Source organism: Novosphingobium sp. KCTC 2891 (genome assembly GCF_025938155.1).
Lineage (GTDB): Bacteria > Pseudomonadota > Alphaproteobacteria > Sphingomonadales > Sphingomonadaceae > Novosphingobium.
In genome coordinates this window covers 462954-489211 of the sequence record NZ_JAPCZG010000001.1, presented here as the reverse complement: position 1 = coordinate 489211, position 26258 = coordinate 462954, and the positions used below count along the sequence as shown (strand labels likewise).

General features: G+C 67.7%; 23 protein-coding genes. 13 read left to right on the top strand and 10 right to left on the bottom strand.

Going from position 1 to position 26258, the window contains the following annotated elements; all coding sequences use genetic code 11:
• The first annotated feature begins 16 nt into the window (after positions 1–16).
• Together OLX02_RS02315 and OLX02_RS02310 are read left to right on the top strand one after the other, a co-directional pair.
• A complete protein-coding gene (locus OLX02_RS02315; RefSeq protein WP_264419877.1) occupies positions 17–382 on the top strand; it encodes a VOC family protein in 366 nt (121 codons plus the stop codon).
• A gap of 29 nt (positions 383–411) precedes the next feature.
• Positions 412–780, top strand: a complete 369-nt coding sequence (locus OLX02_RS02310) for a nuclear transport factor 2 family protein (RefSeq protein ID WP_264419875.1) — start codon at positions 412–414, stop codon at positions 778–780.
• A gap of 28 nt (positions 781–808) precedes the next feature.
• Here the strand turns inward: OLX02_RS02310 and OLX02_RS02305 are convergent, their stop codons facing one another.
• The 3 genes from OLX02_RS02305 to OLX02_RS02295 are packed head-to-tail and all read right to left on the bottom strand — an operon-like array spanning position 809 to position 3250.
• Entirely contained in the window at positions 809–1666 is an 858-nt protein-coding gene (locus OLX02_RS02305) for a VOC family protein (RefSeq protein WP_264419873.1), read from the bottom strand.
• 1 nt (position 1667) lies between these two features.
• Positions 1668–2459 carry an enoyl-CoA hydratase/isomerase family protein gene (locus OLX02_RS02300; RefSeq protein ID WP_264419871.1) on the bottom strand — a complete coding sequence of 264 codons (792 nt, stop codon included), beginning with the start codon at positions 2457–2459 and terminating at the stop codon, positions 1668–1670.
• Complete coding sequence (locus tag OLX02_RS02295) at positions 2456–3250, bottom strand: enoyl-CoA hydratase-related protein (RefSeq protein WP_264419869.1); 795 nt, start codon at positions 3248–3250, stop codon at positions 2456–2458. Before OLX02_RS02295 ends, OLX02_RS02300 begins: the two co-directional genes overlap by 4 nt.
• 135 nt (positions 3251–3385) lie before the next feature.
• On the opposite strand from OLX02_RS02295, the gene OLX02_RS02290 reads away from it, so the two are divergent.
• Both OLX02_RS02290 and OLX02_RS02285 read left to right on the top strand, forming a co-directional pair.
• The gene (locus OLX02_RS02290; RefSeq protein WP_264419867.1) at positions 3386–4153 is read left to right on the top strand and encodes an SDR family NAD(P)-dependent oxidoreductase; all 768 of its coding nucleotides are present in this window, start codon (positions 3386–3388) and stop codon (positions 4151–4153) included.
• Positions 4154–4190: 37 nt separating this feature from the next.
• Complete coding sequence (locus OLX02_RS02285) at positions 4191–4826, top strand: glutathione S-transferase family protein (RefSeq protein WP_264419865.1); 636 nt, start codon at positions 4191–4193, stop codon at positions 4824–4826.
• A gap of 47 nt (positions 4827–4873) precedes the next feature.
• Here the strand turns inward: OLX02_RS02285 and OLX02_RS02280 are convergent, their stop codons facing one another.
• The 5 genes from OLX02_RS02280 to OLX02_RS02260 form a co-directional block, all read right to left on the bottom strand.
• A complete protein-coding gene (locus OLX02_RS02280) occupies positions 4874–5341 on the bottom strand; it encodes a DUF3237 domain-containing protein (protein WP_264419863.1) in 468 nt (155 codons plus the stop codon).
• Positions 5342–5444: 103 nt separating this feature from the next.
• On the bottom strand, positions 5445–6356 hold the full coding sequence (locus OLX02_RS02275) for a DMT family transporter (protein ID WP_264419861.1): 912 nt from the start codon (positions 6354–6356) through the stop codon (positions 5445–5447).
• A gap of 119 nt (positions 6357–6475) precedes the next feature.
• Positions 6476–7342, bottom strand: coding sequence for an SMP-30/gluconolactonase/LRE family protein (locus tag OLX02_RS02270; protein WP_264419859.1), 867 nt, complete (start codon positions 7340–7342; stop codon positions 6476–6478).
• 19 nt (positions 7343–7361) lie between these two features.
• Positions 7362–9158: an IlvD/Edd family dehydratase gene (locus tag OLX02_RS02265; RefSeq protein ID WP_264419857.1), complete on the bottom strand. Its 1797-nt coding sequence runs from the start codon at positions 9156–9158 to the stop codon at positions 7362–7364.
• Positions 9159–9170: 12 nt separating this feature from the next.
• The gene (locus OLX02_RS02260; RefSeq protein WP_264419855.1) at positions 9171–10346 is read right to left on the bottom strand and encodes an aldose epimerase family protein; all 1176 of its coding nucleotides are present in this window, start codon (positions 10344–10346) and stop codon (positions 9171–9173) included.
• Positions 10347–10510: 164 nt separating this feature from the next.
• Between OLX02_RS02260 and OLX02_RS02255 the strand changes: the two genes are divergently transcribed.
• Entirely contained in the window at positions 10511–11800 is a 1290-nt protein-coding gene (locus tag OLX02_RS02255; protein WP_264419853.1) for a sugar MFS transporter, read from the top strand.
• A 90-nt stretch (positions 11801–11890) separates the two neighbouring features.
• Here OLX02_RS02255 and OLX02_RS02250 read toward each other — a convergent pair whose 3' ends face one another.
• Positions 11891–12586, bottom strand: coding sequence for a FadR/GntR family transcriptional regulator (locus tag OLX02_RS02250; protein WP_413630053.1), 696 nt, complete (start codon positions 12584–12586; stop codon positions 11891–11893).
• 225 nt (positions 12587–12811) lie between these two features.
• On the opposite strand from OLX02_RS02250, the gene OLX02_RS02245 reads away from it, so the two are divergent.
• The 8 genes from OLX02_RS02245 (at position 12812) to OLX02_RS02210 (ending at position 25632) form a co-directional block, all read left to right on the top strand.
• Positions 12812–14338 carry an aldehyde dehydrogenase (NADP(+)) gene (locus tag OLX02_RS02245; protein WP_264419851.1) on the top strand — a complete coding sequence of 509 codons (1527 nt, stop codon included), beginning with the start codon at positions 12812–12814 and terminating at the stop codon, positions 14336–14338.
• A 59-nt stretch (positions 14339–14397) separates the two neighbouring features.
• Positions 14398–15390, top strand: a complete 993-nt coding sequence (araD1, locus tag OLX02_RS02240) for an AraD1 family protein (protein WP_264419849.1) — start codon at positions 14398–14400, stop codon at positions 15388–15390.
• Positions 15391–15395: 5 nt separating this feature from the next.
• Positions 15396–16322 carry a Gfo/Idh/MocA family protein gene (locus OLX02_RS02235; RefSeq protein WP_264419847.1) on the top strand — a complete coding sequence of 309 codons (927 nt, stop codon included), beginning with the start codon at positions 15396–15398 and terminating at the stop codon, positions 16320–16322.
• 24 nt (positions 16323–16346) lie between these two features.
• A complete protein-coding gene (locus tag OLX02_RS02230; RefSeq protein WP_264419845.1) occupies positions 16347–17912 on the top strand; it encodes an alpha-N-arabinofuranosidase in 1566 nt (521 codons plus the stop codon).
• On the top strand, positions 17909–18940 hold the full coding sequence (locus OLX02_RS02225) for an arabinan endo-1,5-alpha-L-arabinosidase (RefSeq protein WP_413630035.1): 1032 nt from the start codon (positions 17909–17911) through the stop codon (positions 18938–18940). Before OLX02_RS02230 ends, OLX02_RS02225 begins: the two co-directional genes overlap by 4 nt.
• 90 nt (positions 18941–19030) lie before the next feature.
• On the top strand, positions 19031–20452 hold the full coding sequence (locus OLX02_RS02220) for a glycoside hydrolase family 43 protein (RefSeq protein ID WP_264419843.1): 1422 nt from the start codon (positions 19031–19033) through the stop codon (positions 20450–20452).
• 198 nt (positions 20453–20650) lie between these two features.
• Entirely contained in the window at positions 20651–23443 is a 2793-nt protein-coding gene (locus OLX02_RS02215) for a TonB-dependent receptor (RefSeq protein ID WP_264419841.1), read from the top strand.
• 134 nt (positions 23444–23577) lie between these two features.
• The gene (locus OLX02_RS02210) at positions 23578–25632 is read left to right on the top strand and encodes an MGH1-like glycoside hydrolase domain-containing protein (protein ID WP_264419839.1); all 2055 of its coding nucleotides are present in this window, start codon (positions 23578–23580) and stop codon (positions 25630–25632) included.
• A 4-nt stretch (positions 25633–25636) separates the two neighbouring features.
• Here the strand turns inward: OLX02_RS02210 and OLX02_RS02205 are convergent, their stop codons facing one another.
• Positions 25637–26203, bottom strand: a complete 567-nt coding sequence (locus tag OLX02_RS02205; RefSeq protein WP_264419838.1) for a TetR/AcrR family transcriptional regulator — start codon at positions 26201–26203, stop codon at positions 25637–25639.
• Positions 26204–26258 lie beyond the last annotated feature (55 nt).

The following is a 26258-nucleotide window of genomic DNA, read 5'->3' as shown; positions in this document are numbered from 1 at the left end:
TTCAGGGAGAGGTAGCTTGACGCGATTGACAATGACCAAGCTGGTGGTGGCCGATCTGGAACGCTCGGTGGCGTTCTACGCGGCTGTCTGCGGCTTCAAGGAGACGGGGCGATTCTCGGCAGGCCCGATGACGGAGGCGATCATGGCCTCGGCCGATGGCAAGGGCGCGGGCCTCGTGATCCTCACCGACGATACCTCGCCCGCGCCGGGTGAATGCATCCTCGTTTTCGACACCGACGACCTGGCAGGCATGGCCGCCCGGATCGAGGCCAACGGCGGCAAGACCACCACGCCGATCACCCGGCTGGACCAGATGGGTATCAGCTTCGCCATGTTCACCGACAACGAAGGCCACATCGTGGAAGGCATCCAGCGCCATTGAGCGGCGGCGTTCCATCAAAGGGAATATCCATGGATATCGAAGATTTCAACCGGCGCTGGCTGGAACAGTGGACCGCCAAGTCGGTCGACGGCGTGCTGTCGTTCTATCATGACGACATCGAATATTACGACGAAGGCGTGCCGGCCGGCCTGACCGGCAAGGCGGCGCTGGGCGCCTACCTCACGGCGCTGTTCGCGCAGGTGCCGGAATGGTCCTATGCGCCCGAATGGCTGCAGACGATCGACGGCGGTTTCATCGGCCGCTGGTACATGGACATGGGCACCGGCGCCGAAGCGATCCGGATGCGCGGGTTCGACCACTGCAAGCTGAAGGACGACCTGATCGTCTTCAACGAGGTCTATACGCACAAATTCCCGCCGGCCGTCGCCGCCGGTTGAGCCTGCCTGCGCTGGAGGCCCCGCCCTTTCAGGCGGGGTCTTCCACCAGTTCCACTTCCATGCCGCACAGCCGCACCCGGCCCGCCGCATCGAGCGCGGCGCAGGCCTGCGCCGCCGCGCGGGCTTGCTGGGCCGAGCGCACGCCCACTTCCAGCCGCACGAAGCCGGTGCCGTCCGCATCCTGAGCCGCCACGAAGCGCAGCCGCGCATCGCCGAGGCGGACAGTGGGCACGCCTTCCGCTTCCACGGGCAGATCCAGCATCCGGCCCCATTGCGCGGCGGCGGCGGCGGGATCGGCGGACTGGATGTCCACCGCGCGGATGCCCGTGCAGAAATCGGTCAGCGCGCCGCGCCATTCGGTGCCGGCCGGATACCAGTCCGACGTGGGCGCGCGCCAATCCGCCGCGGTGGGCGCGGAATCGATCGAGGCGAGAATGCCGGTGAAATCCCGCGGGTGGAAATGGGTCATGTGGTGAACCTGCGCGAAGGCGGACAGTCCGGCATCCTGCACGCCGTCGATCGAGGGCGCAGTGCGCGATCCGTGCGCCTCGCCGCCGCAATATTCGATGCCGAACACGCCCAGACCGGCCAGCCGCCTGCGATGTTCCTCGGCGCTGCCGGCCTGAAGAATCAGCATATAGCCGGCATCGCCCCCGCGCCGCTCGTGATAGCGGCCCGCCGGCGTGCCCGGCCGGGTCGGGGCGACCAGTTCAAGGAACTGCGCGCCGATGGGCAGGACCGCATTGACGAGGCCGTACTTCGCCACGCCCGGATCGCGGTGTCCCACGGTCAGTCCCAGCACCGCCTGCACTTGCGCGAGCGAGGCTTCGAGATCGCTGACCACGGCGGCGACCTGCCGCAGGCGGTAGTCCGTTGCCCGGTGCATCTCAGCGCCCCCTGAACTGCGCGGGGCGCTTTTCGATATAGGCGCGGAAGGCCTCGGCCCGGTCCTCGGTGGCGAACAGCGCGCCGTGGCGCTGCGCCTCCAGCGTGACGTAGGAGGCAAGGCCCATGCGCTCGCCTTCGACGAAGTGCGATTTCAGCGCCGCCATCGCCAGCGGCGCGGAACCCGCCAGCCGCGCAACGAAGGCCTCCAGTTCGGCCTCGAAGGTTTCCGCGTCGAAAAGGCGCTCGACCAGCCCGATCTCCAGCGCCTCGCGCCCTTCGATCTTGCGCGGGAAAAACGCCAGGTCGCGCGCCTTGCCCGCGCCGAGCAGTCGGGGCAGCGACCACGGCAGCGCCATGTCGCCGGCCACGCCCACGTCGAGGAAGGCGGTGTTGAAACGCACGTCCGTCGCCGCCACCCGGAAATCGCAGGCCGCCGCCCAGCCGAAGCCCGCCCCGGCGCAGCCGCCGCGCACCGCCGCCACCGTCACCGCGCGCATTTCGTGCAGCAGCACGGTAACGTCGTAGAGCTTGTGGTTGTCGCGCGGGTCGACCGGATCGTGGCTGGCGGAACCGTCGGTTTCGCGGATGTCGGCGCCGCAGCAGAAATCCTTGCCCGCCCCCCGCAGCACGAGCACGCGCACGTCGCGGTTCGCCTCGACCGTGCGGAGTGCCTCGTAGACGCGCACGCAGGTGGCCGGCAGCACGCTGTTGCGGTTGGCGGGGCGGTTGATGGTGACGCGCGCGACGGTGCCGTCGATTTCGCACAGGACGTCGTCGGAAGCAGCGGTCATGCAAGGTCTCCGGTAAACGGGGTGAAGCGCGGCTTGCGGCGCTCGACGAAGGACAGCGCGCCTTCCGTGGCATCGGGATGACCGAGCGAAGCGCTGATCTGCTCGGCGGACAAGGCCCAGGCCGCGTCCTCCGCCAACGACAGGTCGCGCCCGATCTGCGCCTTGACGATGGCCATGGCGCGCGGCGCGGCGTGGAGCGCGAGGTCTTCGGCATAGTTGCGCCCGTGTTCCACCAGCACTTCGGGATCGATGAGTCGGTCGGCAAAGCCGATGCGGTAGGCTTCCTCCGCGTCCATCTTGCGGCCCGACAGCATCAGGTCGGTCGCGCGGCCCAGCCCGACGATGCGCGGCAGCAGCCAGCTCGCCTGATGTTCCGCCACCAGCCCGCGCCGCGTGAAGCTGGTGGTGAACACCGCATCGGTGGAGGCAAAGCGCAGGTCCGCCATCATCGCCAGGATGAAGCCCCCGCCCGCCGCAGGGCCATTGACCAGCGCGATCACCGGCTTGGGCACGCTGCGCAGGAAGCCGAACAACGGCGGCGGCGGACCTTCCGGTCCGTGGAGGCGTCCCGCATCGGCGTAGGCGGCCAGCAACGTCATATCCAGGCCGGCGCAGAAGCCGCGCCCGGTTCCGGTGATGCCGATGGCGAAGATGTCCGGATCGGCCACCGCACGGGCGCAGCCCTCCTCGATCGCGGCGATCATGGTGTTGTCGATGGCGTTGAGCACATCGGGTCGATTGAGCCGGATGACCGCCAGCGGCCCTTGCGGTTCGTAAAGCACACTGGCCATCGCGGCCTCCTCGGCAGCATCCTCACCCTCCGCCTCATCCGGGCGGCTTGATGCGCATCTAGGCAGAAGCTACTTGTTCAAACAAGTAATGAATGCGGACGGCCCATCGCCGCCGCATCGGGGGAGAGAATCGAGATGACAGACCTTCGCGCGCCGCTCAGCCATCCCGGCCTGTTCGACCTTTCCGGCAAAGTGGCGCTCATCACCGGCGGGTCGCGCGGGCTGGGCCGCCAGATGGCGCTGGCTTTCGCCGATGCCGGTGCCGACGTGATCGTCGCCAGCCGCAAGATCGACGCGTGCGAGGCCGTGGCCGACGAAGTGCGCGCCAAGGGCCGCCGCGCCGCCGCCATCGCGGTCCATGCCGGACGCTGGGAGGAAGTCGAGCGGCTGATCGAGGAAGCCTATGCCGCGTTCGGGCGGATCGACATCCTCGTCGCCAATGCCGGGATGTCGCCCGCCGTGCCCGCGCACGAAGTGACCGAGCAACTGTTCGACAGCGTGATGAGCCTCAATTTCAAGGGTCCGTTCCGGCTCTGCTCGGAAGTGGCGCACCGCATGTATCAGGCCGGCGGCGGCGTGATCATCGCCACATCTTCCAGCGGCGCACTTGTGCCCGCGCCTTTCACCATTCCCTACGGCGGGGCCAAGGCGGCGCTCAACGCGATGACCGTCTCGCTCGCCCACGGCTATGGCCCCAAGGTGCGCGTCAACGCGATCAGCGCCGGCCCCTTCCTCACCGACATTTCCAAGGCATGGCCCGAAGAAATGCGCGAATCCGCGGACAATGCGCTGCACCGTCCCGGTCGGCCCGAGGAAATCGTCGGCACCGCGCTGTGGCTTGCCAGCGATGCCTCCAGCTTCGTCACCGGCGCGATCGTGCGCTGCGATGGCGGGATGCACTGACCGCCCTTCCCCCCATTCCCCCCCGAAAGGAACTACCATGCTGATCGTGCACCACCTGGGCCTCAGCCAGTCCGACAAGGTCGTCTGGCTGTGCGAGGAACTGGGCCTCGACTACGAACTGCGCCTCTATGACCGCGATCCCGTGACGCGGCTCGCCCCTGCGGAATACAAGGCGCTCCATCCCGCCGGCACGGCCCCCGTGATCCAGGACGGCGACGTCACGCTCGCAGAGAGCGGCGCGGTGATTGAATATATCCTCGCGAAATACGGCAAGGGCCGGCTGGTGGCAGCACCCGACGCGCCGAACTTCGCGGATTATCTCTACTGGTTCCACTTCGCCCCCGGCACGATGCAGGCGGCGATGCTGGTAGAGATCGTGCTCTCCATCGTCGGCGCTACCGACGGCGCGGCCAGCGCGCTCAAGGCGCGGAGCGAAAACGGCTTCCGGATGCTGGAGGAACGGCTGGGCCAGGTGCCCTACCTCGCGGGCGAGGAGTTCACCGCGGCGGATATCATGAACCTGTTCACGCTGACCACGGGGCGCCTGTTCGTGCCGCGTGACTTCACCGATTTCCCCAATATCCGCGCCTATGTGCGGCGGGTGATGGATCGCCCGGCGTGCCAGCGCGCGCTGGCCAAGGCCGATCCGGGGCTGACGATCCCGGTCGATTGAGCAAGAGCCGCGGACCGGGGAAGGTGTTTCCCCGGTCCGCCCTGCCCTTACTTCACCGCATAGACGGTGTATTTCACGCCGCCCTTGATGAACTTGCCCGTGCCCACTGCAACCACGCTGTTGAGCCATGCGTGCGGGGTGCCGAGGCCCACCTCGAACAGCGGCGTGCTGCGGAAGTAATAGCGCGACGGATCGACCGCATCGACCGTCTCGGGGTTGAACACTTCGGGCGCGGCCTCCGCCGGAATGGCGATACGGCCGCCATAGGTCACGTAGATCACGGTGCCGTCCTCGGCCTCGATCGCGCAGCGCACGTCGATGATCATGGTGCCGTCTGCGCCCACGACCATCCAGTCGCCGCCACTGTTCAGCACCTTGCCGCTGATCTTCGGCCCCTTGACCGTGCCGCCGACGATGGGCGCAATAATCCGCGCGCCGGTCGGTGCCGGTCCCACCTGATAGGCCGGCGGAATATCCAGCTGCATTTCAAACAGAAGTTCGGTCTCGATACCCATCATGCTCTCCCTGCTGGCAGCCGCGCATCATGGGCGCGCGGTCGCCGGACAGGCATGACTTAATTGATCGATTGAATAAGTCAAAGGCGGGATGCGACGCCGCTCACGCGGCCCGCCCCAGCGCGGGCAAGAGCGCCAGGATCACGCCCAGCGCCACCAGCATCAGCCCGGCCACTTCATGCACGCGGGCGCGCTCGCCCAGCAGGCGGCGCGCGAACAGGACGGTGAAGATCACTTCCACCTGCCCCACGATCCGCACCAGCGCGACCGGGGCCAATGCGAAGCCGGTGAACCAGCACGCCGATCCCAGTGCGGAAAGCAGGCCCACCCGCGCCGACGTGCGCCACGATTGCCAGACCTTGCGCAGCGTCTGCGGCTCCTTCGCCGCGATCCACCCGCCGTGGAGCAGCGCCTGTATCGCCAGCACCACCACCAGCGTCACCAAAGCGGCTGTCACGGCATCGACGCCGGCCAGCCGCGCGGTCGCCAGCTTCACCAGCACGCCGGTCATCGCGAACAGCGCGCCCGCGCCCAGCCCGCACAGCGCCGCCGGCTGCACCAGCGCGCGGCCGGCATCGCGCGGACCAAGCCCCTGCCCCATCAGCGCCAGCACCCCCGCCACGCCGCAGCCGATCCCGGCCCACGCCAGCCCCGGCAGCCGTTCGCCCAGCACCACCGCCGCCACCAGCGCGGCCTGCAAAGCCTCGGTCTTGGCAAAGGCCGTGCCCACCACAAATCCGCGATGGCCGAAGCCCATGATGAGCAGCACCGTGCCCAGGATCTGGCAGATGCCGGCGCCCGCAGCGAAGGCCAGATAACCCGCCGACATCGCCGGAACCGGCAGGCGCCACGCCCAGAGCCAGCCTCCGGCCAGCACCAACGCGAAAGGCAGACCCCAGGCATAGCGAACGAACCCTGCGCCGCTGACGCTGAGCAGGGATCGCAACTGTTGCTGGATGGCCGTGCGCCAGGCCTGGAAAAGCCCGGCCAGCAGGGCCGCGGGAAGCCATGTCATCGCATCGCCCTAGCGGACGATGCCCGTGTCGTCAGCCGGTGATGCCCGTGTCGTCAGCCGACGATGCCCATGCCGTCAGCCGACGATGCCCGTGTCGTCAGCCGACGATGCCCGTGTCGTCAGCCGACGATGCCGGGAAACGGCACCGTGGGATTGCCGGTGATTCCGCCGCAGTCGACCTCGAACAGCGCGCCGTCAAACTCGGACGGCGGCAACCCGGTGGCAGCCGAGGTCACGAACATCCGGTCGTGCGCCTCGCCGGCAAACGCGATGTTGGTCACGCGCTTTGCCGGCAGTGCGATCGAGCGTTCGCGCCGGCCTTCGGGGTCGAAGCGGCTGATGCGCCCGCCATCCCAATGCGCCACCCACAGGAATCCCTCGGCGTCGGTGGTCATGCCGTCGGGATAGCCATCGTCCTCGCCGAACACGGTGAACACGCCGTCCTTGCGGATGTGCCCATCATCCAGCGCGAAGCGGTAGATCGTCCGCCGGCCGCTGTCGGTGTGATAGAGCCAGCGACCGCAGGGCGAGAACGCGGGGCCATTGGGCACCAGATAGCCGATATCGACCATGCTCAGCTCGCCTTGCGGGCTGATCCGGTAGAGCGAGCCGCTGGCCTGCGATTCGCCCATGTCCATCGTGCCGCACCAGATCGCCCCCGTGGCGTCGGTCTTGCCGTCGTTCATGCGATTGCCCGGCAGGTGCGCCTCGACCGCCTTGCGCGGGCCGACCTCGATCGGGTCCAGCCCGATTTTCGCGATGCCGGACCGAAAGCCGCCGACAAGGCCGCCTTCCGCATGGCTCACCACCCAGCCCAGCGGCTCGGGCATGGCCCAGCGCTCGATCGCGCCGCTCGCCAGCGTCATCCGGTTGAGCGCGGGGGCCAGGATGTCGGTCCAATAGAACGCGCCATCGCGTGCGCACCACATCGCGCCTTCGCCAAGCGTATCGCGCACGTCGCGCTCGATCTTCCGCCACGCGGTCATCGTCGCCTCCGCTCGCCCGTCAGTGGTTGTCGCGCGGCAGGCCCGCGGTCTGCGCTATGCGCTGGTACTTCTCCGCCCCTTCCAGGATCGCGCCGGTGGAAAGCTGGCCCACCACCGCACGCTGGAGTTCCTGCCACGGCGTCTGCGAAGCGGGATAGGCATAGCCGCCCGCCGCTTCCAGCGCGGCGCGGCGCTGCGCCAGTTCCGCGTCCGAAATCAGCACGTCGACGCGGCCCTTGCGCAAGTCCATCCGCACCCGGTCGCCCGTCTCCAGCAGGGCCAGCCCGCCCATCGCCGCCGCTTCCGGGCTGGCGTTGAGAATCGAAGGACTGCCCGATGTGCCCGACTGGCGCCCGTCGCCGATGCACGGCAGCGCGCTGACGCCTTCGGTGATGAGGTAGGCGGGCGGGCGCATGTTCACCACTTCCGCCGCGCCGGGATAGCCGATGGGGCCGGTCCCGCGCATGAACAGCAGCGTTTCGGGCGTGATGCCCAGCGCCGGATCGTCGATGCGGTGGTGGTAGTCCTCCGGTCCGTCGAACACCACGGCCGTCCCTTCGAACGCCTCGGGATCATCGGGGTTGGACAGATAGCGCGCGCGGAAATCGGCGCTGATGACGCTGGTCTTCATGATCGCGGCATCGAACAGGTTGCCCGACAGCACCAGGAAGCCCGCATCCTCGCGCAGCGGCTGCGCGAACGGGCGGATCACGCGCTCGTCCTCGATCGTCGCGTCGCGGCAATTGTCGCCCATGGTGCGCCCGTTGACGGTCATCGCTCCTTCATGGATCAGCCCCTGCCCGATCAGCTGCGCCACCACCGCCGGCACGCCGCCCGCGCGGTAGTAATCCTCACCCAGGTATTCGCCTGCCGGTTGCAGGTTCACCAGCAGCGGCACCTTGTGGCCCAGTCGCTGCCAGTCCTCCAGCGGCAGTTCCACACCGATGTGGCGCGCGATGGCGGCCAGGTGGATCGGTGCGTTGGTCGATCCGCCGATGGCCGAGTTCACCACGATGGCGTTGTGGAACGCATCCAGCGTCAGGATGTCCGACGGCTTCAGGTCCTCGCGCACCATGTCGACGATGCGCTTGCCGGTGTAATAGGCGCATTCCTGCCGGTCGCGGTAGGGCGCCGGGATCGCGGCCGAACCGGGCAGCATCATGCCCAGCGCTTCGGCCAGGCTGTTCATCGTCGTGGCCGTGCCCATCGTGTTGCAGTAACCGGTGGACGGCGCGGAGCTGGCGACGAGCTTGATGAAGCCCTCCTCGTCCAGCTCGCCCTTGGCCATCAACTCGCGGCCCTTCCACACGATGGTGCCCGATCCGGTGCGCTCGCCCTTGTGCCAGCCGTTGAGCATCGGGCCGACCGACAGCGCGATCGACGGGATGTTCACCGTCGCGGCCGCCATCAGCAGCGCGGGCGTGGTCTTGTCGCAGCCGGTGGTCAGCACCACGCCGTCGATGGGATAGCCATAGAGCGCCTCGACCAGCCCGAGATAGGCCAGGTTGCGGTCCAGACCCGCGGTCGGCCGCTTGCCGGTTTCCTGGATCGGATGGACCGGGAACTCCAGCGCGATGCCGCCAGCCTCGCGGATGCCTTCGCGGATGCGCTCGGCCAGCACGATGTGGTGGCGGTTGCACGGCGAAAGGTCGCTGCCGGTCTGGGCAATGCCGATGATCGGCTTGCCCGAACGCAGTTCCTCAAGGCTGATCCCGAAGTTGAGATAGCGCTCGAGGTAGAGCGAGGTCATGTCGATGTTGCCGGGATTGTCGAACCATGCGCGCGAGCGCAGCTTGGGAGTGGGCTTGTCGGTCATTGCAGCTTTCAATCAGCGCGAAGTGGTGAGGCGGTAGATCATGACGTGCCGGTACGGCTTGCCGGGATCGACGCGGGCAGAGACGAACGACGGGTGGTTCGGCGCATCGGGGAACTTCTGCGGCTCCAGCGCGATGCCATCGCCCATGCGGTAGAGGCGCCCCCCCTTGCCGATGAGCGTCCCGTCGAGGAAATTGCCGGAGTAGAACTGCACCCCCGGCTCGGTGCTGAGAACCTCGAGGGTGCGACCCGAAGCGGGATCCTCGAGCCGCGCGGCGAGCTGGGGATTGGTGGTCACCCCCTTGTCGAGCGCGAAGTTGTGGTCATAGCCGCGGCCGAACACGATCTGCTGATCGCGCCCGTCACGCAGCCCGTCCGCCACGCGGCGGGGCTGGCGGAAATCGAACACGCTGCCTTCCACCTTGCGCAGCTCGCCGGTGGGGATCAGCTTGTCGTCCACCGGGGTATAGGCGGCGGCGGGAATGGTCAGCATCTGCCCCATCGCGCCTGCGGGCGATCCCTCGCCCGCCATGTCGAAGATCGCATGGTTGGTCATGTTGACCACGGTGGGCTTGTCGGACTTCGCCTCGAACGCGATGGTCAGGTTGCCCGCTTCGTCGAGCGAATAGGTCACCGTGGTGGCCAGCTTCCCCGGATAGCCCGAATCGCCATCGGGGCTGACATGCGACAGCACGACGCTGGCAACCGGTCCGGACTTCACCGAGACCACCTTCCACACCACCTTGTCGAAGCCCTTGCCGCCGCCGTGCAGGCTGTTGGTCTTGTCGTTGAGCGGAAGCTGGAACGTCTTGCCGTCGAGCGCGAAGGTGCCGCCGGCAATGCGGTTGGCATAGCGGCCCACGGTCACGCCGAAATAGTTGGGGTGATCGACGTAGGAAGCGAGATCGTCATAGCCGAGCACGACATCGGCCGCCTTGCCGTCACGGCCCGGCGCGCAGAGCGACTGGAGGGTGGCCCCATAGGCGAGGATTCGCGCCGAGACGCCGTTCGCCGCCTTCAACGTGATCGCGGAAACTTCGGTGCCGTCGGCCAGCTTGCCGGCCGGTGCCTGGGTCGCCTCGGCAGCATGCGCGGCAAGCGGCAGCAGCGCCGATGCGGAGACGATCACGGCGGCGGTGGCGGAAAGCGCCAACCGCGATGCGAACAGGGTCTTGCCCGAATTCCTCATTCCCACAGCCTTTCGGATATGCTGGCTTCGATTATTGCCGCCCATTGACGCGGCCTCGGCGCACATATAGTCCGACAAATGGAAAGAGCGCAAGCCGGTATGCCAACGAGCGTTGCCGGCTCAGGGATCGAGAGGACGCATTCATGCCGCCAGTGGTATCTTCAATGACAGGCAGCGCCGCGAGCGCGCCGCAGGCGGGCGTCCGCTACGGCCCCGCGCTGACGCTGCTGGCCAGCCTGTTCTTCATGTGGGGCTTCATCACGGTCATCAACAACACGCTGCTGCCGCATCTGCGCGCCGTGTTCGACCTGAACTATACCCAGACAACTCTGATCGAATCCGTCTGGTTCATCGCCTATTTCGTGGCCTCGATCCCGGCGGCCAAGCTGATCGAGCGCATCGGCTACCAGAAGTCACTGGTCGTCGGCCTGCTCATCATGGCGGCGGGCGCGCTGGGCATGATGGTCGCGGCGTCGATCCCATCCTACGGCGTCACGCTCACCATGCTGTTCATCATCGCCAGCGGCATCACGCTGCTGCAGGTGGCAGCCAATCCCTATGTCGCGGTGGTGGGCAAGCCGGAGACGGCCTCGTCGCGGCTCAACCTGGTGCAGGCGCTCAATTCGGCGGGCACCATGCTCGCGCCGATGTTCGGCGCCTATCTCATTCTCGGCCGGTCGAAGAGCGGCACCGCCGCCGCCGGCACCGTGCTGACGCAGGCCGAGCGCATCGCCGATGCGCAGTCGGTGATCCTGCCCTACGGCCTCGTCGCCGCAGTGCTCGTCGTCCTGGCCATCGTCATCGCGCGCTTCCCGCTGCCGGCGATGGGGTCGGCCACCCAGCGGCTTGCCAAGGAAGAACGCAAGCACCTGTCGCTGTGGCAGCACCGCAACCTGGTGTTCGGCGTGCCCGCGATCTTCATCTACCTGATCGCCGAAATCGGCGTGGCCAACCTCTTCGTCAACTTCGTCAGCCAGCCCGAGATCGCCAATCTCACGCACGAGCAGGCGGGCCGCTACCTCTCGTTCCTGTGGGGCGGCATGATGGTGGGCCGCTTCGCCGGATCGGCGATCATGCAGCGCGTGCGCGCGGAAACCGTGCTCGCGGCGTTCTCGGTCGGCGCCTTCGTGGTGATGATGGTCACGGTGTTCACCACCGGTCCGGTGGCGATGTGGTCGCTGATCCTCGTGGGCCTGTTCCACTCGATCATGTTCCCCACGATCTTCACGCTCGGCATCCGCGGCCTCGGCCCGCTGACCGAGGAAGGCTCGGGCCTGCTGATCATGGCGATCGCGGGCGGCGCGCTGGTGGTGGTGCAGGGCTATCTCGCGGACAGCTACGGCCTCCAGACCTCGTTCCTGCTGACCGCAGCCTGCGAACTTTACGTGCTGTTCTACGCCCTGTGGGGATCGCGCCCCACCCACGCCCTGCCGGACGCGCAAGCCGAAGGCTGAACGAAGGTTCGCAAAAAAGGGGCGGAAGGCATCCACCTTCCGCCCCTTTTTTCATGTTCCGGATTCGCGCCGCGGCGCGAACAGATCCCTTCAGGCTGCGTCGGCGCCTTGCCCCATCGAGCTGCGCGTATCTTCCAGCGCCAGATCCACCAGCACGCCCATCGCCTCGGCCGCAGCATCGGCATCGCCGGCGGAAATCGCATCGAACACGCGTGCGTGATCGGGGATCGGGTTGCGCGGCAGCTCGCGCGAACGCTGCTTGAACTGGGTGGTCCAGTGGACCGCCGCGCCGATGCTGGCGCTCAGCACCACCATCGCCTGGTTGCCGGTGGCCCGCAGGATCGCGTCGTGGAAATCGCGGTCCGCCGCGCGGCCCGCCTCGGTGGTCAGCGTGTTGCGGCGCATCGCGGCCAGCGCGTCGCGCATGATGCGGATATCGTCCTTCGTCCGCCGCTGCGCCGCCAGCCGCGCCGCCGCCGGCTCGATGATGGAGCGCAGCTCGAACAGGTCCCGCACGAAAGCGACATCGGGTTCGCCGGCAAAGGCCCAGGCCAGCACTTCAGGATCGAGCAGGTTCCAACGCTCGCGCGGCAGCACCCGCGTGCCCGCCTTGGGGCGGCTGGCGACAAGGCCCTTGGCGGTCAGCACCTGGATCGCCTCGCGGTAGGCGCTGCGCGAAACCTTCAGTTCCTCGGCAAAGGCCACTTCGCCCGGCAGCACATCGCCCGGCGCGTATTGGCCGGACAAGATCGCGGTCCCCAGCTTGTGCGCCAGCGCGCCGTGCAGCCTGCGCCCCGGTCCGCGCACAGCGCCCGACGCGCTCTCCAGCGCCTTGCTCGGAACGGTTTCCGGGCTGGCCGATGCGGTCTCGGGTAAGGCTTCTGTCACGGGTTCGCGGTCCTCCTGCAAACCACGCTTAACAGCGCGCCTGCCAAGGTGAAACGTTTAAGTGCAAGCGATGTTGCCTTTCCCCGGAAGCCGTAATATGTCGGAGTAAATCAGGAGATTCAGATGACCGACTTCCGCTCCGTGGCCGCCGCGACCGGTCAGCCGCACGGCCCCGCCTTTGCCGTGCACGGCCCCGCCGACGTGGCCCAGGCCTGCGCAGCCGCCGCTGCCGCGTTCGATGCCTACCGCGCCACCAGCCGCGAGGCGCGCGCCGCGTTCCTTGAACGAATCGCCGAAGAGATCCTCGCCATCGGCGACGACCTGATCGAAGCGGCGATGCGCGAATCCGGCCTGCCCCGCGCCCGTCTGGAAGGCGAACGCGGCCGCACCGTGGGCCAGTTGCGCCTTTTCGCCGACGTGGTGCGCAAGGGGGCGTGGCAGCAGCTGCGCATCGACCCCGCCCTGCCCGACCGCCAGCCCCTGCCCCGCCCCGACCTGCGCCTGCGCATGATCTCGCTCGGCCCGGTCGCGGTGTTCGGCGCCTCGAACTTCCCGCTCGCCTTCTCCACCGCCGGGGGTGACACCGCTTCCGCGCTCGCCGCCGGCTGCCCGGTCGTGGTCAAGGGCCACCCGGCGCACCCGCAGACCGGCGAACTCGTCGCCGCCGCCATTGCGCGCGCCGTCGCCGCCTGCGGCCTGCCCGAGGGCGTGTTCGGCCACCTCGTCGGCCCGTCGAACGAACTGGGCGCGGCGCTCGTCACCGATCCGCGCATCGCCGCCGTCGGCTTCACCGGCTCGCGCGCGGGCGGCCTTGCACTGGCCAAGCTGGCACAGGCGCGCGACGTGCCGATCCCGGTCTATGCCGAAATGTCGAGCATCAATCCGGTGCTGCTGCTGCCCGAGGCGCTGGCCGCGCGCGGCGAAGCGCTGGGCACCGCGTTCGTCGGCTCGCTGACCATGGGTGCGGGCCAGTTCTGCACCAACCCCGGCCTTGTCCTCGCCATCGAGGGCGAAGGTCTGGACACGTTCATCGCCTCTGCCACCGCTGCCGTCGGCCAGGCCGCGGCGCAGACCATGCTCACCCCCGGCATTTCCGCCGCCTACGCCAGCGGCGTGGCTGCGCTGGAAGGCAGTGCCGGCGTCGAAACGCTGGCGAAGGGCCAGCCGGGCGAAGGCACGCAAGGCGGCGCGGCGCTGTTCCGCACCACGGCGGCGGCTTTCCTCGCCGACAAGGCACTGGGCCACGAAGTGTTCGGCGCCGCATCGGTCGTGGTGGCGTGCAAGGACGAAGCTGAACTTGTCGGGGTATTGCGCAGCCTCGAAGGCCAGCTCACCGCCACGCTGCACATGGACGCCGCCGACGAAGCACTCGCCGCGCGCCTGCTGCCGGTGCTGGAAGTGAAGGCCGGCCGCATCCTTGCGAATGGCTGGCCCACCGGGGTCGAAGTGTGCCACGCAATGGTCCACGGCGGCCCCTTCCCCGCCACGTCCGACCCGCGCACCACTTCGGTCGGCAGCCTCGCCATCGACCGGTTCCTGCGTCCGGTCAGCTACCAGAACATCGCGGCCGATGTGCTGCCGCCCGAGCTGCGCGACGACGCCCGCGGCGATGGCGCCCCCCGCCTGATCGATGGCGTCCTGACGCTCTGATCGCATTGCAAGTTACGCGGCGCGCACCGCAAGCGCGCCGCGACAGGGAGAGTTTGACGATGGCCCTTCGCCTGCTTCAGCATCGTGCGCCCGATGGCGCGCGCTCGGTCGTTCTGGCCGACCAAGGTTCCGCCCATGTGCTGCTAGGTGTCGTTCAGGTACGCGCGCTCGCGCAGCGTGCCATCGATGCCGGCATCACCCTCGCCGCCGCTGCCCGGGCCTGCCCCAGGGGTCCGGAAATCGATCTGGAACAGGAACTTGCCGCCGGCAACTTCATCGCCCCGATCGACCATGAAGACCCGGCGCACCTGCTGATGACGGGCACCGGCCTCACCCACCTCGGCTCGGCCGAAGGGCGCGACAAGATGCACCGCGACGCGGCCGCATCCGAGCACCAGACCGATTCCATGCGGATGTTCCTCGAAGGTCTGGCGGACGGCAAGCCGGCTGCGGGCGAAGTCGGCCAGCAGCCCGAATGGTTCTACAAGGGCGACGGCTCGCAGCTCGTCGGCCCCGCCGATCCGCTGGAAATGCCCGCTTTCGCACAGGACGGCGGCGAGGAACCGGAACTGGCCGGGATCTACCTGATCGGCCCCGACGGCACCCCGTTCCGGCTGGGCTTCGCGCTCGCCAACGAGTTTTCCGACCACGTGACCGAGCGCCACAACTACCTGTGGCTGGCCCATTCCAAGCTGCGTCAGGCAGCCCTCGGCCCCGAACTGCTGATCGACGAGACCCCGGCCGACGTGTGCGGCGCGAGCCGCATCGTGCGCGACGGCAAGGTGTTGTGGGAAAAGCCTTTCCTCTCGGGCGAGGACAACATGAGCCACTCCCTGGCCAACCTGGAGCACCACCACTTCAAGTACGACCTGTTCCGTCGTCCCGGTGACGTGCACGTCCACTTCTTCGGCACCGCCACGCTTTCATTCGCGGACGGCGTGCGCACGCAGGAAGGCGACACGTTCGAGATCGAGGCCGCGCCCTTCACGTTGCCGCTGCGCAACCGGCTGACGCGCGCTGCGCCGGCACCGGTCGCGGTCAAGGTGTTGTAATCGCGATGGATCCCGTCCGCATCGCCGTGGTGGGCGTGGGCAAGATCGCCCGCGACCAGCACCTGCCCGCCATCGCCGGCAACCAGACCTTCAGCCTGGCGGCCACGGTCAGCCCGCACGATCCGGGCGTGCCCGGCGTGCCGCATCTCGAAAGCCTGGCCCAGCTTCTGGAAGAAGGCCCCGCGGTCGATGCCGTGGCGCTCTGCACCCCGCCGCAGGTCCGCTATGACCTGGCGGCGATGGCGCTGAAGCGCGGCATCCACGTGTTCCTCGAAAAGCCGCCGGGCGCGACGCTGGCCGAAGTCGCCGCGCTTCAGGCCCGCGCGGACAAGGTCGGCGCCTCGCTGTTCGCGGCATGGCATTCGCGCTTCGCCGCCGGTGTTGCGCCGGCCCGCGCATGGCTGGCCGAACGCAGGATCGAAAGCGTCGAGATCACCTGGCGCGAAGACGTGCGCGTCTGGCATCCGGGGCAGGCGTGGATCTGGGAGCCGGGCGGCCTGGGCGTGTTCGATCCGGGCATCAATGCGCTGTCCATCGTCACCCACATCCTGCCGCGTCCGTTCTTCCTCAAGACCGCGACGCTGGAAATCCCGGCCAACCGCGCGGCACCGATCGCCGCCGACCTGCATTTCTGCGATACCGGCGGCGCGCAGATCCACATGGATCTCGACTGGCGGCAGACCGGCCCGCAAAGCTGGGACATCGTGGTGGAAACCGACGCCGGCACGCTCAAGCTGTCGAACGGCGGGGCGGTGCTCTCGCTGCCCAGCGGCACGGAGCACGCCGAGGACCACGAATATCCGGGGCTTTACGCCCGCTTCGCCACGCTGATCCGCGGCGGCCGCAGCGATGTCGACATCGACCCGCTGCGCCTCGTCGCCGACGCCTTCCTGCGCGGCAAGCGCCAGACGGTCGACGCGTTCCTGGACTGACAATTTCCTCGGGGAGAGGACATGATGACAAAGACCCTTCGCCGCGCCGCCGCCGCGCTGCTGCTGGCCGCCACCGCACTCGCAGGCCCGACCCACGCGGATACCGCCGGCAAGCCGACCACGGCCACGCTCCACGCCGATACGCCGGGGCCGGTCTATGACAAGCGCATCTTCACCCAGTTCGCCGAACACCTGGGCAACGGCATCTATGGCGGGCTGTGGGTGGCGGGCGACAAGTCGATCCCGCAGACCAACGGCTTTCGCAACGATGTGATCGCGGCGCTGAAGAACCTGTCGGTGCCGGTGATCCGCTGGCCCGGCGGCTGCTTTGCCGATGAATACCACTGGCGCGAGGGCATCGGGCCGAAGGCGCAGCGCCCGGTCAAGGTCAACACCCATTGGGGCGGCGTGACCGAGCCGAACGCCGTGGGCACGCACGAATTCTTCGAACTTCTGCGGCAGGTGGGCGCCGAAGCCTATATCGCAGGCAACGTGGGCAACGGCACGCCGCAGGAAATGGCGGAGTGGGTGGAATACATGACCGCGCCCGCCGGCAGCCTTGCCGACCTGCGCGCCAGGAACGGCCACAAGGCGCCGTGGGCGGTGCCCTATTTCGGCGTGGGCAACGAACTGTGGGGCTGCGGCGGTAATATGCGGCCCGAATATGCGGCCGACGTGACGCGCCGCTATGCCACGTTCGTGAAGGCACCCGCGGGCACGCGGATCATGAAGATCGCCGCCGGGGCGAACGTTGATGACTACGCGTGGACCGACACGATGATGCGCGTGGCGGGCGATATGCTCGACGGCGTTTCTCTGCATTACTACGTCCATCCCGCGGGCGGCTGGCCCCCCCGCGCGCCGGCCGTCGATTTCGACGAACGTGGCTGGGCCGATGCGCTGGCCGGCGCGCGGCACATGGAAGACCTGATCGCCAAGCACACCGCGATCATGGACAAGTATGACCCGAAGAAGCGCGTCTTCCTGGCGGTCGACGAATGGGGCGCGTGGTATGCGCAGGACCCCGGCACGCATCCGGGCTTCCTGCGCCAGCAGAACACCCTGCGCGACGCGCTGATCGCCTCGATCCACCTCGACATCTTCGCGCGCCACGCCGACCGCGTGCGGATGAGCGCGATCGCGCAGATGGTGAACGTGCTTCAGGCGATGATCCTGACCGAGGGCAAGAAGATGGTCCTCACCCCCACCTATCACGTCTTCGAGATGTACAAGCCGTGGCAGGACGGAACCGTGCTGCCCATCGAGCTCGACACGCCGTGGTATGCCAAGGACCAGTTCACCATGCCGGCGGTAAGCGGATCTGCGGTGCGGGCCAAGGACGGCAAGGTTCATGTCGCGCTGTCGAACCTCGATCCGAACCAGCCGAACACGGTGACCGTGAAGCTGGCGGGGCTTGCTGCCAACGGCGTTTCCGGACGTGTGCTGACCGCCCCGGCGATCAATTCGCACAACACATTCGACGCGCCCGATGTGGTGAAGCCGGTGCCCTTCTTCGGTGCCACGGTGAGCGGGGATACGCTGACAGTGACACTGCCGGCCAAGTCGGTCGCGGTGCTGACGCTGCAATGATCCGCGCGGCGCTGATTTCCTCGGCACGGCAGGCCTTGCGGGCGGGAGCGCTGGCGATCGCCGCGCTTGCCGTCCCGGCCGGCGCGACCGAGGCGTCCACGCTCAACGCGCAGCTCAGCGGCGATCTTGCCGTGCACGATCCGGTGATCGCGCGTGAGGGGGATACCTATTACGTGTTCAGCACGGTGGGCCGCTACATCGGCGTGAAGATGTCGCGCGACCTGAAGCGCTGGACCGACGCGGGATCGGTGTTCGCGGAAATCCCCGCGTGGGCAAAGCAGGCAGTGCCCGGCACCGAGGGTATCTGGGCGCCCGACATCTCCCATGTGAACGGCGAATACCGGCTGTATTACTCGGTCTCGACCTTCGGATCGAACCGCTCGGCCATCGGCCTTGCCACCAGCCCGACACTCGACCCCAAGGCGCCGGGCTATCGCTGGACCGACCACGGGCTGGTGGTGATGTCCACGCCGCAGGACGATTTCAACGCCATCGATCCGAACTTCGTGACCGACGCGCAAGGTCGGCAGTGGCTGGCGCTGGGCAGCTTCTGGAGCGGGATCAAGCTGTTCGCGCTCGATCCGAAGACAGGCAAGCCCATGCCGGGCGCCAAGCCCCTTTCCATTGCGCGCCGCCCTGCCCCGGCCGGCGGCCCCGCGCCGATCGAGGCGCCGTTCATCATCCCGCACGGCGGCTGGTATTACCTGCTCGCCTCCTACGACTATTGCTGCAAGGGCGTGAACAGCACCTATTACACGGTGGTGGCGCGCGCGAAGGCGATCACCGGGCCGTATCGCGGCAAGGACGGCAGCGAGATGATGCGGGGCGGCGGCACCATTTTCCTGCGCGCCGACCTTCAGGAACAGCAGCGCTATCGCGGACCCGGCCACGCCGGCGCGTTCACCGACAGGGACGGCACAACTTACGTTGTCTATCACGCCTATGACCGGCAGGCGAACGGCGCGCCCGTGCTGCGCATCGCACCGATCCGCTGGGGCGCGGACGGCTGGCCGGTTCCCGAAACCTGATCCACCCGCTGGCGTCCCGGTTGCATGACGGGGACGCCCTATTTCCCGGTGCCGCGCACGGCACCGAAGGACCATAAGGAGAGGATGCCCATGACCTTTTCGCTCTCGCGCCGCGCCTTCGTGGCGGGCACCGCGCTGCTGCCGATGGCCTGCACCCGCATGGGTGGCAGCCTGCCCGCAGTGCCAGCCCATCCCGCCGGTCAGCCTGGCCCGGTCAACCCTCTGGTGCGCCAGCGCGCCGATGCGCAGGTGTTCCGGCACGAGGACGGCTTCTACTACTTGACCGGCTCGGTCCCGGAATACGACCGGCTGGTGCTGCGCCGCGCGAAGACGCTGGCCGGCCTTTCCACCGCCGAGGAACGCGTGCTGTGGCGCCATCAGGCAAGCGGGCCGATGTCGGGCTTTCTCTGGGCGCCGGAGTTGCACCTGATCGATGGGCGCTGGATCATGTATTTCGCCGCCGGCCCCAGCGGCGGCGGCGAGGACGTGTTCCGCATCCGCACGTATGCCGTGGTCTGCGACGGCGCAGACCCGATGACCGGCAACTGGTCGGTGCTGGGCCAGTTTCAGGCGCCGTGGGACAGCTTCTGCCTCGATTCCACCAGCTTCGTCCATCGCGGCACCCGCTATTTCGCCTGGGCCCAGCGCGAGCCGGGGATCGAGACCAACTCCAATCTCTACATCGCGCCGCTGGCCAGCCCGCTGACGCTGGCGGCCAAGGCAACGCGGCTGAGCATCCCGACGCTCGACTGGGAGATCCCGGGCTTCAAGGTGAACGAAGCGCCGGCGGTGCTGGCCCGCAACGGGCGCCTGTTCATGAGCTATTCGGCGGCGGCGACCGACGCCCGCTATTGCCTGGGCCTGCTGACCGTGCCCGACGATGCGGACATCATGGACGCGCGCGCATGGACCAAATCGCCCACGCCGGTGTTCACCACCTGCCGCGAGACGGGCGTCTACGGGCCGGGGCACAACAGCTTCACCGTGGACGAACAGGGCCGCGACGTGCTGGTCTATCACGGACGGGACTACGAGAAGATCGAGGGCGATCCGCTGTTCGATCCGAACCGCCACACGCGCGTACAGCGGCTTTACTACAACGCCGACGGATCGCCGGACTTCGGTGTGCCGGTGGGCAACGGCGTGCTGCCCGAACGGCTTGCGCCGGTGGGTGGCGGGGGGTTCCTCGCGCGTGAAGGCACGCGGCTGCTGGTCGGCTCCGCCCCGCTTCCGGCCACGCAATTCCGCATTCTGGAGGGCAGCGCGCACACCGACGAGGTGGCGCTGGCACCGATCATGATGCCCGCCCACCGGATTGCCGCGAGCGCGGATGGCGCCGTTTCGCTGGCGCCTGCCGATGCGGCTGCACCCGCGCAGCGCTTCCTGCGCCGCACGCTGCCGGACGGCACGGTCCGCTTCGACTCGGTCGCCGTGCCGGGCCGCGCGCTGACGGCCGGAGCGGTGCCGATTCTCGCGCCGACAAACGCTGCCACGCGGTGGCGGACGACCTAATTACTCTGACATTTGCGTAGGTATGCAGGCGCGATGCTGGCGCAGCGCGCGGCAAACCTTGCTTGACATCGCTGTCAGAAATCACGTGATGGCGGCGATAAAATTTCCTCTTGCCACGGATAAGTCCGACAAATAATTAGTCCGACAAATCTGGGGCATGGTAACCGGCCAGCCCCTGTTTTCAGGGAGGGTAGATCCATGGCACTCAAGCCATTCGCATTCAGTTCCGCATCGATTCTCGCGCTGTCGCTGGCCACGACGGCCCACGCGCAGGCCGCCGCCGATGCGACCCCGCCGGCCGACAACGCGGGCGAGGAGATCGTCGTCAGCGGCGTGCGCGCCTCCATCGTCGGCGCGCTGAACGTCCGCAAGTCGTCCACGCAGATCGTCGATTCGATCGTCGCCGAGGACGTGGGCAAGCTGCCCGACAACAACGTGGTCGAAGCGCTCCAGCGCGTGACCGGCATCCAGATCACCGATCGCGCCGGCGGCGAGGCCGGGCAGGTCACCATCCGCGGCCTGTCCGATCCGCTGACCACGCTCAACGGCCGCAACATCTTCACCGCCGCGGGCCAGTCGTTCGCGCTGCAGGACGTGTCCGCCAACCTCGTCAAGAGCGTCGACGTCTACAAGACCCGCTCGGCCGACCAGATCGAAACCGGCCTTGCCGGCCAGATCAACGTCGAGACCCGCCGCCCGTTCGACTTCGACGGCTTCACCATCTCTGGCCTGGCGCGCGGCATCTACAACGAGCAGGCGGACAGCTATAACCCCAACGTGGCGCTGCTGGTCAGCGACCGCTGGGAAACCGGCATCGGCGACGTGGGCCTGCTGGTGAACGCCAGCTACAGCCGCACCAAGTACCGCAACATGAGCACCACGGCAGGCGCTTTCGTGCCCTTCGCCACCGAGACCCCGCCGACGGGATCGGGCCTGTCGAAGCTGGAGCGCATCTTCCCCGGTCCGGACAACGTGAACTGGCAGCCGGGCCTCAACTATGGTCTGCCCACCGCTGCCGGCTCGACGCTGAACATCAACGGCGTCGACACGCCCTACTACCTCGGCCGCGACGCGGTGTTCAGCTCGGACCTCTATGGCAAGCGCGAGCGTCCCTCGGTCAACGTCGCCTTGCAGTGGGCACCCAACAGCAGCTCGGTCTATACCGCGGAAGTGTTCTATGCCGGCTTCCGCGGCCAGACGTTCAACTCGCTTCAGTTCAGCTTCGTCGACTGGTGGGGCAACCCCGGCCCGGTCACGCTCTATGACGGCACCAACATCATCAAGTCGCGCACCGTGGACAACGTCTATGGCTTCAACAGCGGCGACTTCGGCACCAGCCGCACCGACAGCTACGTCTATGCGCTGAACGGCAAGTGGGACCTGGGCTCGCGCGGCAAGATCATCGCCGACGTTGCCTACCAGAAGAGCACCAACCAGACGACGTTCAAGGCGATGCGCACCGACCGCGTGGCTGGCCAGATCGTCACCGACTTCAATGCCGGCGGCGGCATTCCCTCGTTCCACTTCGATGACGACAGCAAGCTGGCCGATCCCTCGGTCTGGAACGTCGCGCAGTTCTACGACAATGCCGACAAGGCCACCGGCGACGCCATCACCGGCACGCTCGACGGCTACTACACCTGGGACGATGGCTTCATCCGCCAGATCAAGGCCGGCCTGCGCGTCGATCGCCGCACCGCCGCGACCTTTACCCGCACGCAGAGCGCCAACGGCCTTGGCCGCAGCCTTGCCACGCTGCCGTCCGAAGCGCTGTTCACCAACAGCGGCTTCTTCGACGGACGCGCCGATGTGCCGACAAGCTGGGTGCTCGCCAACGGTTACTGGATCAACGACAACGCCGACACCGTGCGCGGCTACTATGGCCTGAAGACCTCGGACCAGCTGTCGCTCGACCGCGTGTTCGACATCACCGAGACGACGATGTCCGCCTATATCATGGCCGACGCCGAAGTTTCGCTGCTCGGCCGCCCGCTCAAGCTGGAAGCCGGCGTGCGCCACGTCAACGTCGATACGGACAGCCGCTTCTACGATCGCCTCAACGGCGGCGCGCAGACCGCCAGCTCGAACGGATCGTCGCGCTTCCTGCCCAGCTTCACGCTGCGCTATGAGCTGACCGACAAGCTGCGCCTGCGCTTCAACTATGGCGAAACGCTGCGCCGCCCGAACTTCGGCGACATCAACCCGAACTACAACCTGACCGGCGACCTCACCAACGTGGGTTACGGTTCTGGCAGCGCGGGCACGGCCAATCTGAAGCCGACCCACTCCAAGAACTTCGACCTTGCGCTCGAATGGTATTTCGACCGCGACAGCGCGATCTACGTGACGGGCTTCCGCCGCGAAATCGAAGGTCTGGTGGTGCCGCTGACCGTGCGCGAATACATTCCGAACAACGGCATCACTGCCGGCGCGACGAACTACTTCGCCATCACCCGCCCGGTGAACGCATCGAACGGCGTGCTGAAGGGCGTGGAAATCGGCATGACCTATTTCCCGCATTACCTGCCGGGACCGCTCGACGGACTGGGCTTCACCGGCAGCGTCACGATCCTGGATTCCAAGCAGAACATCCCGGAATCGGACTCGGCGGGCAACATCGTCGGCCAATCGTCGTCGCAGTTCTTCGGCGTGTCCAAGCTTTCGTACAATGCCACGCTCGCCTACGACAAGGGACCGTTCAACGCGCGCCTTTCGTACATCTGGCGCAAGGAATTCCTGCACAACAACGAGGCGCGGCTTTTCGCCAACCCGATCGGCGTGTGGTATCGTCCTGAAAAGAGCCTCGACCTCCAGCTCACCTGGAACGTCACCGACAACGTGGGCGTGACCTTCGACGCGGTGAACCTCACCAAGTCGACGCAGCAGAACTATTACCACTTCGACAGCGTCGGCAATGCCGACCAGTTCAATCTGGGCACCACGTTGCTGGCGCGCACGTTCGCGCTGGGGGTGCGGTTCAAGTTCAACTGATCGAACACACCGGCCGAGCGGCGCGCCCCCTGCGTGCGCCCGCTTCCGGCCGCCGGCGGTCGCTTCCTTCGCGACACCCTCTCCCCTCTGCGCGGGAGGAGCGACCGCTACAGGTTTCCGGAAGGAAGGGCCGCATGAGACGCGCAGGCATCCGGATCGCAAGGTCCATCGCTGGCAAGTCGCTTGCGGCCCTTCTCTGTCTGGCGCCCCCTGCCCTGGCCGCGCCCCGACCGGCCGCTGGCCTCGACACCCATCGCATCGCGCAGGACCGCTTCGGCAACGACGCGCCGTGGTACGAAGGGCGCATTCCCTTCTTCGAATCCGCCGATCCCCGGATCGACGCGGTCTATTACTATCGCTGGCAGCTGTTCCGCGCGCACCAGCGCGATCTGGGCGCCGAAGGCTTCATCTCCACCGAATTCCTCGATGACGTGGGCTGGCAGCGCGAACCTTATGCCAGCCTCAACGATGCGACCGGCTTCCACGTCGGCGAAGGGCGCTGGCTGAACGACCGGCGCTTCGCCGACGATTACATCAGCTTCATGTATGCCGGCGGCAACGACCGGCACTTCACCGACTACATGGCCGACGCGGTGTGGGGCCGTTACCTCGTCGACGGCGACCGCGACGCCGTGGTCCGCCACCTGCCGGTGATGCGCCACATCTACCGCCTGTGGGACGAGAAGTTCGACTTCTCCAAGGGGCTCTATTTTGTCGAGCCTCTGCTCGATGCGACCGAATATACCGTTTCCTCGATCGATGCGTCGGGCGGCAGGGACGGTTTTCGCGGCGGCGATGCGTTCCGCCCCTCGATCAACAGCTACATGTTCGCCAATGCCCGCGCGCTGTCGCGCATCGCGGCGCTGGCGGGGGACGAGGCGAGTGCCGCCGAATATGCCGCACGCGCGGAAGCGCTGAGGGGGCGCGTGCTGGCCGACCTGTGGAACCCTGCACTCGGCCATTTCACGGATCGCCATCAGGCGGAAAACGAGCACGTCCGGTACTGGCAGCCGATCCGCGCGCGCGAGCTTGTCGGATACGTGCCGTGGATGTTCGATCTCGTTCCCGAAGATGCGCGCTTTGCCGCCGCGTGGGCGCACCTGCTCGATCCGGCGATGCTGGGGGGCAAGGCCGGAATGCGCACGGTGGAGGCCGGATACGAGTATTACCTCAAGCAATATCGCTATCTGGGCGATGCACCCGAATGCCAGTGGAACGGCCCGGTCTGGCCCTACCAGACGACGCAGGTGCTGATCGCCATGGCCAACCTGCTCGACCACCATGGCGCGACCGGCCCGATCACCCGCAGCGACTACCTGCGGCTGCTGCGCCAATATGCGGCGCTCCACCGGCAGGGCGACGGCCGGCTCGATCTGGAGGAGGATTATCATCCGGAAACCGGCAAGCCGATCGTCGGCCTGACGCGCAGCCACCACTATTTCCACTCGGGCTTCGTCGATCTGGTGCTGGGGGGCCTTGTCGGCATCCGCCCGCGTGCGGACGATGTGCTGGAGGTCAATCCGCTGCTTCCGCCCCAGGGCGATCCGCAGGCGCTGGCGTGGTTCCGGGTGCAGGATGTGCCCTATCACGGGCACCGCGTGGGGGTGACGTGGGACGCGGACGGGCTGCATTACCGGCGCGGCGCGGGACTTTCTGTCGAGATCGACGGACGCGAAGTGGCGCGACGTGCCGATCTGGGCCGGGTGACGATCCCCCTCGCCCGCGCGCCGCTCCCCGTCATCCAGCGCCCCATCGACCTGTCCGTCCAGCTTGTGCGGGGCGCGTTCCCCAGGGGCGAGGCTTCGAGCAATGCCGATCCCGAAGCGGTGCACGATGCCATCGACGGGCGCGTGTGGTTCTTTCCCGAATTGCCCAACGGCTGGACCTCTGCGCCCGGCCCCGTGCCCCAGTGGTATGCGATCGATTTCGGGCGCGAGGTCGATCTGGGCCGGGCCGAACTCGCCTTCTTCGCGGACGGGCGCCGCTTTGCCGTGCCGCGCGGCTACCGGATCGAAGCGTGGCAGGGCGATGCATGGCGCACCTTGCCCGCCGCGCTGGGCGCCCCGCTCGCCAATGGCGTGACCGAAGCGCACTGGCCCGCGGTGCGCGCCAGCAAGGTGCGCGTGGCCATGGACCTCGCGCCGGGACGCGCGGTGCGCCTGGTCGAATTCAAGCTGTTCGCGCGGTGACGCCCTAGGGGCGCGGTGCCAGGCCCTGCACGAAGATGCGCGCGGCGTGGGCAACCTGCCGCTGCACTTCGGCCGGGTCCGGCGCGGGCAGGATGCCCAGCGTGACGCGCATATGCAGGTCGGCCCGGATCATGCCGATGAACTGTTCGGCGGCGAGGCGCGGCTCCGGACAGACAATCGCCCCGCGCGCGCTGAATGTCTCGAACACGCGGGAGAGTTCGGAGTAGACCCCCTCCGGCCCCTCGCTGAAGAACATCCGCGCCGCTTCGGGAAAGCGCGCGCCGTCGCCGTGGATCATGCGGTGGACATCGAGCGCATCGGGCTCCAGCAGCGCGACAAGAAAACCCGTGCCGAAATCGCGCAGCAGCGTTTCGAGGTCTTCCGCCCGGCAGGTGATCTCGCGCAGCGGGCCCAGCACGACGTCGCACTTGCGCGTCAGCACTTCCCCGAAGAGCTGCTCCTTGGACGGAAAATACTTGTAGAGCGTGGCCTTGGACCCGCCCAGCCGCGCGGCGATGCCGGACATCGACGTGGCGCCATAACCATCGCTGGCGAAGGCTTCCGCCGCCACATCGAGGATATGTTCCCGGCGTTCGTCCGGGGTCGCGCGTCCGAGCCTGCAGTTA